Origin of the sequence: Polaromonas sp. (assembly GCF_012927415.1) — a bacterium.
In the GTDB taxonomy this organism is placed as follows: Bacteria; Pseudomonadota; Gammaproteobacteria; order Burkholderiales; family Burkholderiaceae_C; genus Polaromonas.
The window spans coordinates 1-12,524 of sequence record NZ_JABBPF010000169.1 but is presented as its reverse complement, the minus strand read 5'-3'; the positions used below and the strand labels follow the sequence as shown (position 1 = coordinate 12,524).

Annotated in this window: 7 protein-coding genes and 1 pseudogene; 5 read left to right on the top strand and 3 right to left on the bottom strand. The window is 56.2% G+C overall.

Annotated elements, in window-relative coordinates:
- The first annotated feature begins 163 nt into the window (after positions 1 to 163).
- A complete protein-coding gene (locus HHJ19_RS14330) occupies positions 164 to 640 on the top strand; it encodes a peroxiredoxin (RefSeq protein WP_296908508.1) in 477 nt (158 codons plus the stop codon).
- A gap of 139 nt (positions 641 to 779) precedes the next feature.
- On the top strand, positions 780 to 2,462 hold the full coding sequence (locus HHJ19_RS14325) for a PhoH family protein (protein ID WP_296908506.1): 1,683 nt from the start codon (positions 780 to 782) through the stop codon (positions 2,460 to 2,462).
- A 423-nt stretch (positions 2,463 to 2,885) separates the two neighbouring features.
- Here HHJ19_RS14325 and HHJ19_RS14320 read toward each other — a convergent pair.
- Positions 2,886 to 3,850 (bottom strand): annotated as a pseudogene (locus HHJ19_RS14320) (IS5 family transposase).
- Positions 3,851 to 4,188: 338 nt separating this feature from the next.
- On the opposite strand from HHJ19_RS14320, the gene dsrO reads away from it, so the two are divergent.
- The 3 genes from dsrO to HHJ19_RS14305 are packed head-to-tail and all read left to right on the top strand — an operon-like array spanning position 4,189 to position 9,215.
- The gene (gene dsrO / locus HHJ19_RS14315) at positions 4,189 to 4,899 is read left to right on the top strand and encodes a sulfate reduction electron transfer complex DsrMKJOP subunit DsrO (RefSeq protein ID WP_366929413.1); all 711 of its coding nucleotides are present in this window, start codon (positions 4,189 to 4,191) and stop codon (positions 4,897 to 4,899) included.
- 4 nt (positions 4,900 to 4,903) lie between these two features.
- Entirely contained in the window at positions 4,904 to 6,043 is a 1,140-nt protein-coding gene (nrfD, locus tag HHJ19_RS14310) for an NrfD/PsrC family molybdoenzyme membrane anchor subunit (protein ID WP_296908504.1), read from the top strand.
- Positions 6,044 to 6,053: 10 nt separating this feature from the next.
- Positions 6,054 to 9,215: a molybdopterin dinucleotide binding domain-containing protein gene (locus tag HHJ19_RS14305; RefSeq protein WP_296908502.1), complete on the top strand. Its 3,162-nt coding sequence runs from the start codon at positions 6,054 to 6,056 to the stop codon at positions 9,213 to 9,215.
- 80 nt (positions 9,216 to 9,295) lie between these two features.
- Here HHJ19_RS14305 and HHJ19_RS14300 read toward each other — a convergent pair whose 3' ends face one another.
- Complete coding sequence (locus HHJ19_RS14300; RefSeq protein ID WP_296908500.1) at positions 9,296 to 9,940, bottom strand: response regulator; 645 nt, start codon at positions 9,938 to 9,940, stop codon at positions 9,296 to 9,298.
- Positions 9,941 to 10,055: 115 nt separating this feature from the next.
- A complete protein-coding gene (locus HHJ19_RS14295) occupies positions 10,056 to 11,852 on the bottom strand; it encodes a sensor histidine kinase (RefSeq protein ID WP_296908499.1) in 1,797 nt (598 codons plus the stop codon).
- Between the last annotated feature and the right edge of the window lie 672 nt (positions 11,853 to 12,524).

The following is a 12,524-nucleotide window of genomic DNA, read 5'->3' as shown; positions in this document are numbered from 1 at the left end:
CATCGCAGCCCTTCTGATCGAGCCAGAACAGGCATGAGGCAAGGCTTCGCGTCTTTCAGAGTAAAATATAGGGTTGCACTTGGCACCATACCCTGATTTACCGTCTGGGTCCGTGCTAACAGTTGCGGCTAATTACAACTACTTTCGTCAGGGTCCACTCAGTATGGCAGTCGTCGTCAATAAACCACTCCCCGAATTTGAAGCGAACGCCACGGGTGGCCTCAAAGTATCAAACCAAACGCATCTGGGGAAGGTCGTGGTGCTGTATTTTTATCCCAAGGACAATACCCCGGGCTGCACCACCGAAGCCATGCAGTTTCGTGACCGCTACAAGGATTTCGTCAAGGCGGGCGCTACCGTGTTTGGAGTGTCTCGCGACAACATGAAATCGCACGACGAATTCAAGTCCAAACTGGAACTTCCCTTTGAGCTGATTGCAGATACCGAAGAAAAAATGTGCCACATGTTCGGTGTCGTCAAAAATAAGATTATGTACGGCAAAAAGGTCAAAGGCATTGAGCGCAGCACCTTTTTGGTGGGCACCGATGGCCTGCTGAAAGAGGAGTGGCGCGGGCTGAAAGTCCCGGGCCATGTCGATGACGTCCTCAAGGCGGTCAAGGGCCTCAAGAAGGCGGCTTAAAAGATTGCGGAGGGTCGTTTGAGTTGTGCATAATCAACTCATGCTGTTGACCCTCACGACTGCGCTCAAAGAAAAAGCCGCCCTGGTCCAGAGGCGGCTTTTTCATTTCTGAAACTTTATTTAGAGAGTTTTAAGCACCATGCCCCTGCCCCCTGCCCCGATTAAACGTGCCGCCCTGCTCTCTCCCGATGCCCTCGATGCACCGGCCCGTGCGCCCGTGAAAACCGCGCGAAAGACGGAAAACACGGAATCGGCTAAAAAGCCACCGACACTGGAGCTGTCTGACAGCCGCCTGGCCAGTGGCGGCGGTCAACCAGCAGTTTATTTAGGGGAAAAACGCTCTGGTCCAGATAATACGGCCACCGCCAGCTATAAAAAACAGAGCGCTCAACAGCCAAAAACTGCCTTGAGGGCAAAAAAAACCAGACATACTGGCGCGGCCAAGTTGTTTGTGCTGGATACCAATGTGCTGATGCACGACCCGATGTGCTTGTTTCGTTTTGAAGAGCACGATATTTTTCTGCCCATGATCGTTCTTGAGGAACTCGACGATCACAAAAAAGGCATGACCGAGGTAGCGCGAAATGCGCGCCAGACCAGCCGCACCCTGGACGCGCTGGCGGGAGCCCAGGGCGCTGACATAGGCAAGGGTCTCAAACTCGACACAACGGGGCACCGCGAAGCAAGCGGTTGCCTGTTTTTCCAGACAAAAGTACTCGACTACACGCTGCCTGTCAGCCTGCCCCAGGGCAAGGCTGACAACCAGATCCTTGGCGTGGTGGAGGCCCTGCGCAAGGAACACGCGCCCCGCGAGGTGGTGCTGGTGTCCAAGGACATCAACATGCGCGTCAAGGCACGCGCACTCGGGCTGGCCACTGACGACTACCAGAACGACAAGGTTCTGGAAGACGGCGATCTGCTGTACTCCGGTTCGCTGGCCCTGCCGGCCGATTTCTGGACGCGACAAAGCAAGACCATAGAAAGCTGGCAACAGGGCAGCCACACTTTTTACCGCATTTCGGGCCCCATAGTCCCCAGCCTGCTAATCAACCAGTTCGTTTTTTTTGAAGCCCCCGGTGAGCCACCGCTGTATGCCCGGGTTACCGAAATACAGGCCAAAACTGCGGTCCTGAAAACACTCAAGGACTACACCCACCTGAAAAACGCGACCTGGGGCGTCACCATGCGCAACCGCGAGCAGAACTTTGCCATGAACCTGCTAATGGATCCGGAAGTTGACTTTGTCACGCTGGCCGGCACGGCGGGTACCGGCAAAACACTGATGGCCTTGGCCAGCGGCCTGACGCAGGTGCTCGATGACCGTCGCTACACCGAAATCATCATGACACGCGCCACGGTGTCGGTCGGGGAAGACATCGGCTTTCTGCCGGGCACCGAAGAGGAAAAAATGGGCCCCTGGATGGGTGCGCTCGACGACAACCTGGAAGTGCTGGGAAAAACCGACAACGGCTCCGGCGAATGGGGACGCGCGGCAACCAACGAACTGATCCGCTCGCGCATCAAGGTTAAAAGCATGAACTTCATGCGCGGGCGTACCTTTCTCAATAAATACGTCATCATCGACGAGGCGCAAAACCTGACGCCCAAACAGATGAAAACCCTTATCACCCGCGCCGGCCCCGGCACCAAGATTGTCTGCATGGGCAACCTGGCGCAGATTGATACGCCTTACCTCACCGAAGGCTCCTCGGGCATGACCTTTGCCGTGGACCGATTCAAAGGCTGGCCACACGGCGGCCACATTACGCTGGCGCGCGGAGAGCGCTCACGACTCGCGGATTTTGCCAGCGAAGTGCTGTAATTCTGGCCGGAAGGGTTGCCTCCTGCGGATACCACAGCGCAGAACGAAAGGATCCCCCAAGGCGGATACAAAAAAAACCAGGTCAGATGACCTGGTTTTTTTATTTCTTGAATTCCAGGGGGCTGTTCCAGTGTTAAATACACGACCCCTGCCGTGCATGTACGGGTGTTCACGCAACCTCAACCTCCCGGTTTCTATGGGGGTTCGCTGCCAGAATCTGCACAGATTCACCGATAAAGAAGCACTTGGTACGCACTTTAAGCTAGGGAAGGTCTGCATAACCCCGGCCACAGTGAGCGTTAAGCGTCAAAAATTCGCAAGATGAAAGCTAAAGTGCGTTCGCATCGATTTCCTTCCCATATGAGGCCTAGTTTGCAGCTCTATCGCTTCCATGGCGGGCACTTGTCCGGATTGCAGGCGCACTCATCCCTGCACGCCCATGATTTGCCTGCGTGCCATCCACAGATTCCTCAATGAAAACAGCGTGATCAACTGCGCCAGGTTCTTGGCCAACCCTTTGTAGCGCACCCTGGCAAAGCCGAACTGGCACATGATGACCCGAAACGGGTGCTCGACCTTGGCCCGCACACTGACCTTGAGTTGTTCGGCTTTATCCAGTAACGCACCCACTTCGTTTGTTTATCCAGTGCCCGGCGTTTGCCTGGACGCATCGCCGTATGCCAGGCCACACCGGTCGCGCCTGACCTCGTCGTCGCCCCCTGGTACCTCGCGTCTGTGAATACCACAGCTTCCTCGCCGTGCAGCAAGCCGTGTCCTTGGGTCACGTCGTTGAGTTTGGCAGCCGTCCCGACGACGGTGTGCACCAAGCCGGAATCTGCATCGACACCGATGTGCGCCTTCATGCCAAAGTGCCATTGGTCGCCTTTTTTGGTCTGGTGCATCGCGGCGTCGCGCGGGCCGGTGCTGTTCTTGGTCGAACTCGGCGCGGGTATTAAGGTGGCATCGACTACCGTGCCGGTCTTAAGCATCAAACCCTTGGCCGCTAAAGTGGCATTGATGGTGGCCAGCAGCGCCACACTCAGGTTAATGGTCTCAAGCAAATGGCGAAACCGCAGGATGGTCGATTCGTCGGGCAGAGGTGGGGCGGGAATCGAGTTGGGCGAACTCGCGGTATAGCGGCACATCATGCAGCGCCTCTTCGATCGCAGGGTCAGACAGGCCAAACCATTGCGGCAAAAAGTGAATGCGCAGCATGGTCAGCACGGCAAAGGGCGGGCGACCTGTTTTGCCTGCCGGCGCGTACGGCTCAATCAGCGCCACCAACGCAGTCCAGGGCACCACCCGATTCATTTCGCACAGAAATTCTCGCTTGAGCGTCTTCTTGGTGAGCAGTTCGAATTACTGCTGGCAAGGCTAATTTGTTTTATCAGTGTTGAACGTTTAGCCCCACAGTCGGGCTGACTTGTGCAGACATTCCCTGGGGATAAGTTTTTCAGGGGCAAGATCACTGCTCAGCGCCTTGACGGCCAGCTAACGGATCAACATTTATCTCTGGCTCTAACACACTGCAAATATTACATCTTGGGGTATCGGTCCTCAGTTGGAGAATATAGCGACTGAGTTAAGAGACTTCCCACCACAAATTTTAATTCTTGTAAATTGGCAATTTTGTGTAGTCGACCGCTTGGAACGTCCAATATCTTTAAAGCGTTGCACCTCCTACCATGCAAGTACGCCACAAGGCAAATAGCAACAGGAGGCTAAATTGATCCAGTCCCGACGCAACTTTTTACGCGCCTTGCCAGCCATCAGCGCCGGAGCCGCGCTGGCGCCCGCAATTGCCGCGGGGCCTGAGGCTGATGCTGGCAAACATCGCTGGGCGATGGTGGTCGATGTGCAGAAGTGCATAGGTTGCCAAGCGTGCACGGTGTCGTGCATTATGGAAAACGCCGTGCCGGAAAACAGTTTTCGCACCATCGTCTCTACTTACGAAGTCAATGACGGCGCGCACTCAGGCACTTACATGCTGCCGCGCCTGTGCAACCATTGCGACGAGCCGCCGTGCATCCCTGTCTGCCCGGTCGGCGCGACTTTCCAGCGCGCGGACGGAGTCGTGGTCGTCGACGGCGACCGCTGTGTCGGCTGCGCCTATTGTGTCCAGGCTTGCCCTTACGACGCGCGCTTTATCAACCACGACACTGGCAAGGCGGATAAATGCACCTTCTGCGCGCACCGGGTGGATTCCGGGCTGTTGCCTGCCTGTGTTGAAACCTGCGTCGGCGGCGCACGCATCTTTGGCGACATCAACGATCCAGACAGCACCGTCCGCCAGCTTCTTGAGCAGAACCAAGTCAAAGTTTTGAAGCCCGAAATGGGAACAAAGCCGCATGTTTTTTACATTGGCCTGGACAAGCGTTTCCAGGGTCACGTCGAAGGCGAAGGCACCTTGTGGAAACCAAGCGGACACGGAGTTTGATGTCATGAACAGTCAAATCATCGAGATTCTCAATGTCACCCGGGAAACTGCCTGGCTGCCGTGGGCCGTGCAGTATTTTTTCCTGATCGGCCTGAGTTACTGCAGCTTCATACTGACGCTGCCCTATTTTGTCTTCGGCCGCAGCCAGCATGCAAGGCTGGGTCGCCTAGCCTTGCTGGGTGCGCTGGTTTGCGGATTGTCGGCGCCCGTCGCCTTGCTGGCCGATCTGCATGGTCCTGGACGGTTTTACAACTTCTACCTGCATTTCCAGCCGCAGTCCTGGATGTCCTGGGGTTCATTCTTTATTCCAGTCTATTTGGGCGGCTTGATGCTTTACACATGGCTGGCGCTGCGCGGCGATTTTGCGGTGATGGGGCAAGAGGCCAACTCACTGCAGACACGGCTCTATCGTATGGCCGGACGTGGCGGCAAGGCCAAGCAACCGGCCGTTGTTGCCGCAGCGTTGTTGGCGCTGTTGGGTGCGGTGCTGGTGGCGATTTATACCGGCATGGAGGTGATGGTGGTGCAAGCCAGGCCGCTATGGAACACCCCTTTCCTGCCACTGCAGTTTGCGATGACGGCTTTTGTCGGAGCCATTGGCCTGCTGCTTTTGTTCAACCGCTTTGTGGGTGGCCGGGATACGCAGCTCGAAATCAGCCTTAACCGCCTGCTTGTATTTGCGCTGGCAGGTGTATTGGCCTTGGGTGGGGCTTGGCTGTTTGTCAGCCTGTCCGGACTCAGCGCTTCGCACAGCGCCGCCTTCAGCCAAGTGGCGGGCATGCCGCAATGGCAGTTGACGGCGGTGTGGGCGGTGCTGGCAACGGTTGTGCCAATGGTGCTAGCTGTCTGGCGCCCTGCCTCCAGCGGACTGATGACCGGTCTAATTGCAGTGCATAGCGCATGGATGATGCGCTGGACCATCCTGATCGGTGGCCAGGACATTCCCAAAACCGGCGCTGGCCTTTACGACTACCACCTTCCACTTGGCAGTGATGGCTTACTCGGCATCATCGGAACATTGGGTTTATGGATCGTACTGCTGATATTGATGGTGGATTACCTGCCACTGGCCGGATCGGCCCTGGTCCGCCACAACACAAAACCAGTTAATGCAGCCGCCTCTGGTGTGGCTGCCCAGAATTAAGGGGATATTCATGGAAGACAATAAGCGTCGTTCATTTTTGCGCAAGGCCGCAATCGGTGGAGGCTTGACCGCTTTTGCCGCCGGCTCTGCAACCACCGCCGGGCGCATTCTCGACCACGCGCTCGGCAAGGACAAGCCGAAGCAGCGCCTGGACGGGAATTCACTGGCGCCAGAATTCAGTATTAACCCCACCACAGGTGCACTGAAGATCAACTCGGAGCAGCAAGTCAGCTACACCATGTGCATGGGGTGTACTACTTTTTGCGGTGTGCGGGTGCGCATTGATAAAAAGAGCAGCAAGGTGCTGCGCGTCGCCGGCAATCCCTACAGTCCGCTGTCGGCCGATCCGCCGCTGCCATTCCAAACCTCGATCCGCGACAGCTTTGTATCGCTCACCCGATACCAGGAAAAAGGATTGGCCGGCCGCTCGACCGCTTGCGGCCGTGGTAACGGGGTGCTGGCGCAAATGGAGTCGCCGTTTCGCGTGCTTGCGCCGATGAAGCGCGTCGGTCCACGCGGCAGCGGCCATTGGGAGCCGATTGCTTTTGACCAACTCATCAATGAAGTCGTGGAAGGCGGAAACCTTTTTGGTGAAGGCGAGGTTGAAGGCCTGCGCACCCTGCGCGACTTGCAAACACCGATTGATCCTCAGCAACCCGAACTTGGACCCAGAGTCAATCAGGTTGGACTGATGTCCAGTACCAATGAGGGTCGGCAGGCTTTTGTGGATCGGTTTATCAAGCAATCCTACGGCAGCATTAATAGTGTGGGCCACGGCTCCTATTGCGGCGGCGCGTACCGCAGTGGTTCAGGCGCGATGTTCGGTGACATGAAAAAGATGCCGCATGCCCGGGTTGATCTTGAACATGTCGAATTCTGCATCTTCATTGGCACGGCACCAGGCAATGCCGGCAATCCGTTCAAGCGCCAAGGCACGCTGATCGCAAAGGCGCGTTCGGGTAACCGCAAATTCAGCTATGTAGTGGTCGATCCGGTGCTGACCAACGCCGACAGCCTGGCTTCCGGCGACCGTAGCCGCTGGGTGCCTATCAAACCGGGCACCGACAGCGCGCTGGCGATGGCGATGATCCGCTGGATTTTTGAGGAGGAACGCTACGATCGGCACTATCTGGTTCAGCCCAACCTTAAGGTGGCCGAGGCGGCCGGAGAATCTAGCTGGAGCAACGCTACTCACCTGGTAATCGTGCAGCCGGGTCATTCGCGCGACGGCCGCTATTTGCGCGGCTCGGACATGGGCTTGGTCTTCACTGCCGAAGACCGCTACAAGGAAACGGATCCATTTGTCGTGTTCGATCCGGCAACGCAAAAGCCCATGATCCATACTGAAGCCCAAGCGGGGGCCGATCTGTTTTTTGACCGCGCGCTGGTCATCGGCACCGAAACACTCAAACTGCAAAGCGCCATGAGCATGTTGCGCGCCGAAGCGCTAAAGCACAGCTTGGCAGACTACTCTGCTGCCTGTGGGATACCGATAGACATCATCGAAGGACTGGCGCGCGAATTCACCAGCCACGGCAAGCGTGCTGTCGTCAGCACGCATGGCGGCATGATGGCGGGCAGTGGTTTTTACAATGCATATTCGCTGTTAATGCTGAATACACTGATCGGCAATTTGAACCGCCAGGGCGGCACACTGGTCAGTGGTGGCAGCTTCAAGGATGCTGGTGCCGGGCCACGGTACAACCTGGAAAGCTTTGCCGGTGAGGTCAAGCCAACCGGGATGCCGATCGGGCGCAATGTGCCCTATGAAAAAACTTCTGAATTCAAGCGTAAGAAAGCTGCGGGCAAAGCCTACCCGGCGCAGGCGCCCTGGTATCCCAACGCACCCGGTTTGGCATCCGAATGGCTGACCAGTGCCGTCAATGGCTACCCTTATTCTCTCAAGGCGCTGATCTTGTGGAGTTGTAATCCACTGTATGGCATACCGGGGCTGCGCGCTCAGATCGAAAAAGATCTAACTGACCCAAAGAAGCTGCCATTGATCGTGGCCGTCGACCCGTTCATTAATGAAACCACCGCTTTCGCCGATTACATCGTGCCGGATTCGCTGATGTACGAAAGCTGGGGCTGGGCAGGTGCATGGGGCGGAGTGGCTGTCAAAATGAGCACTGCGCGCTGGCCAGTGGTTGAGCCAAAATCCCAGAAACTACTTGATGGCCAGGCCATCGGGATGGAGACTTTTTTTCTTGCGCTGGCCAAGACCATGCAATTGCCTGGCTTCGGACCGGCAGGTCTGACAGACAGCGAAGGCCAGCCTTGCCCACTGGAGCGGACCGAGGACTGGTATCTGCGTGGTGGTGCCAATATCGCATGGCAGGGCAAGATCCCCGTGCCCGAAGCCAGCGACGAGGATATTTTGCTGTCGGGCGTGAGCCGCATCCAGCCACAACTTGAAAAAACCCTCAAGCCTGAAGAGTGGCGCAAGGTGGCTTTCATACTGGCACGGGGAGGACGCTACCAAAACCACAAGGAAATGTTCGGTCTTGAATTGCCCGCTGCGGTGGGTGCCGTCGTACCTAAAGAAAAACTAGACACCCCCTATCCTGCTGACTGGTCCACACACCGCTTTATCAAACCTATGTTGCTCTACAACGAGAATCTCGGAACCAGCAAAAACAGCGTGACCGGCCAACGTTTTTCAGGCACCCCGTCTTGGCAGGAGCCCGCTTTTGCCGATGGCACAACGGTACGCACGCGCTACCCAGAGGCCCAATGGCCTCTGCAATTGATCAGCTATAAATCACCGCTGCAAAACGCATACAGTATCGGCGCGCGTCGCTTGCGAGGTATCCATCCAGACAATCCTGTGGCGCTACATCCGCAAGATGCGGCCCGACTGGGCTTGCGCAGCGGCGACCAGGTATACCTCGAAACTCCTGGAGGCCGCGCCAAGGCGACCGTGATGTTGCGACATGGCGTACAACGAGGCGTAATCGCAGTTGAACACGGCTTTGGTCATCGTGAGCATGGTGCCCGCGCGCATCGCATCGGCGACAAGATGCAAGTGCATGTACCCGCGATTGCTGCAGGCATCAATCTCAATGACATCGGCTTAAGGGACCCAACCCGCAGTGGGCGCAATGTGTTCGTAGATCCTGTCGCCGGCACTGCAGTGCGGCAGGGCTTGCCGGCCAGACTGGTGCGGGTATGAACCAGACTTAATCCATGCGGACATGCTGACCGTTAATTCGGGGCCAGTTTCGTGCTGACCGCTACGCGGCTGGCGCAGGGTCAGGGTGCAGCAAAAGGCTCGATTTTTGCCTCCATCAGCAATCGGGTGATTTCTGCTCCCGAATGAATGCCCAGCTTTGTCATGGTGTTGTGGCGGTGCACCTGTACGGTTTTTTCGCTGATACCCAGTTCACGGGCGATGATCTTGTTGGGTTTCCCGGCCGCCATCAGTGTTGCCACCTCAAGCTCGCGTGCGGTTAACGCGGTCAATGCGGATTGGGCCGTTTGGGATTTCGCACTGGCCAGGCAGTCCTCAATGCTGCGCTGTACGGCGCGGGTCACTGCGTCAAGCAGCAACTGATCCTTGCAAGGTTTTTCAAGAAAATCGCAGGCGCCGATTCTCATCGCCTGAACTGCCATGGCCAGATCGCCGTGGCCGGTCAGAAAGATGATGGGCAGGCCAATACGCCTATTCTTGAGCGTTTGCTGCAGTTCCAGTCCGCTCATAAGGGGCATTCGCACATCAAGCAACAGGCAGCCAGGAACATGCCCTTTGTAAAGGTCAAGAAAGTCCTGCGCCGACTCAAAGGTTTCCACGCGCCAGCCAGCCGAATCGAAAAGATACGCCTGAGAACGGCGCATGGCAGCGTCATCATCGACCACAAAAACCACGGCATCGCGTATGTTCATGGAACTACCGATCATTGTGGAAAACGCAGTAAATGCGAAGCAATTTTATTCAAGAATTGAGCAGGTTCGAAACTGAAAAAGTCTGGTTTCATGCAGGTTTCTAAAAGAGTCAAGCGCTAAACGCACGAGTTCAGGATAACTCTTCCTGAGGCAGTCTGATGCGGACTGTCAGCCCTGAGTCGCCGCCATTAGGCTTCACGGACAGCGTTCCCCCAAACGATTCAATAATGCCCTTGCTAAGCGACAAGCCCAAGCCAAGACCCTCTGGTTTGGTCGTAAAAAAAGGCTCAAACAGGTGCCTGAACTGTTCTGGCGCAAGCCCGCAACCGGAGTCGCGGACGGTCACGAGATAGGTATGGGCTTCTATGCAAAATTGAAGCTTGATCGGCGCCTGTGCATGGCCGGCAGACTGCTGTGCATCCAGTGCGTTTTTCAACACGTTCATCATGACCTGCTGAATCTGCAAGGCGTCGGCTATCACTCTTGCGGATGTTTGTGTCGATGTGGTTTCCCAGACAACTCGAGCTTCGGGATGGGTTGCGCTAAACAGGGCGACGGCTTCAAGCAAAACCGGCTTTAGATCAAGCGACTTGCGTTCAGAACTTCTTTTCTGGGCGAAAGCGCGGATGTTGCGAATAATGCCTGCTGCCCGCTCACTTTGAGTCACGATTTCACTGGTTCCTTCCAGCAAGGGTACAGGCTCCAGTCGCCCTGCCGCGATGCGTCGCGCCATGCCACGTGCAAAGTTCCCAATTGCCGCCAACGGTTGATTCAACTCGTGCGCGATCGCGCTTGCCATTTCACCCAGGATGGCCAGCCGCGCGGTATGGTCGAGCGTGACTTGGCGCATGAGCGCCTCTTCAGCCATCCGGCGCTGCTCCTCCTGCGCCGCTTGCAACGCACGAGTGCGCTGACTCACCAGATATTCCACCCTAACGGTGTGTACTGCCCAGCCTACCAGTAGGGCCAGACCCAGAAGCATCCAGCCCCAATAACGCCGCAAAACGACCTCAAAAGTCCATTCACGCAAATATGCATAGGGTCCGGTTTTCAGTTCGCGAAATAGCGCGTCTACACTTTGGTAATCGCCGGGTACTGTCCAGCTGTAGCCCTCTTCAGTGCGCGGCATCGCCAGCAAGGCCATGGCTATGCGCTTGGATAAAACCGCCGAGGTTTGAGGCAAAACAACGAACGGCCAGTCAGGGTACAGCCTTGATGATGTCTGGCACCGCAGGCCCTGGGTGCCGATGGGGACAAGAACCCGTAACTCCCCATCGCCAATCTCGCCGCTGCGCACCATCTGCTCAAGTAGACAGGTTCGAATGATCCCTGCATCGGCTTGACCTGCACGAACCGCATATAAAATTTTTTGAACAGGAAAACCCGTAAATTGCAATTGACTCAGATCGCGCTCGGGATCGACGCCGGCCCGTAACAATTCGCCTGCGGCGATTTGGTATCCACCGAACGCATCCGGTTCGACTGCCATGACATGCTTTCCTGCCAGATCCGCCAAGGTATGCAGTGGCGCATTGTTGCGAACCACGATGGCTGATCCAATCGATTTCCCTGGCGACACGGCCCAAGGCGACTCAAGGGTTGCAATACGGCTGGCGCCCTCCCTATTTTCGAGCGCTACATAGTGGCCGCTGCTGGTGATGGCGAAGTCAATCGCTTGTTCATGTATCGCGCGCGTCAGCCCCGACTGATCAAAATTCAGCAGTATAAAAGGGCGTTCAGGAATGGCAGTTTCAAGCCATTTCCTGACATGCTGCCATTCCTCCTGCATTAGCTCGGGTCCTTTGTAGGCCAGCACACCGATTCGCACCGGCGCAATTTGGCCAATGCTGGCAAGGGTGGGCTGAGATAGCAAACCCGAACCCATCAACAAAAAGAAAATCCGAAAAAACTGACAAAATAAAACCATAGCAAGTCAACAAAGCCTTACGAGAAGGCCACCTCTAAAAACTCAGCAGCTTGTGGGGCAACAACGGGCTGATGCACTTGACCCACGGCAGTTCCGCCGCCCGCGCGCCAATGCGCAGAGACCGGTCCACCGGGTGGCGCTAAAACTGGTTGGCCGTACCCAACAGACTGCGCCAGCGCGGGGGTCAGATCAATGTAGCGAGCGAGCGAAATGAAATGAGAAAGGGATGACATAAAAGTGTTGTTTTCTGGCGGGCGTGGCTAAAGGGTCTGTCCGTTGACCACGGTGCAGCGCGTCACCGTCCTGCCCGTCATGCAAGCGTTTGACTGCGCGGTTTAACGCGAGGATGCCGTCGCGCTGCAGGTGTGATGTGTTGCATATTGCGTGCAAAGTCGCTCCCGAGCCATCAACGGGAACAAGTATGTTAATGGTTTAACGCCAGATCATAGTCAAAGCTCATGCCACGGCCGCTACAGAAGCACCACTTCGATCAGACTTTCAATAAGACAGACAAACGACAGATTGATGTTTATCACGTGCATGTATTGGCAGCTTTGTAGCATCGGTACGTTCCCCAAGGAAATCCCATCCGCTACGACCCACGTAATTGCCGCCGTACTTACCCAAGATGAGCATCGGAAACCTCGACCAATTGTTCAATCCAGTATCGGT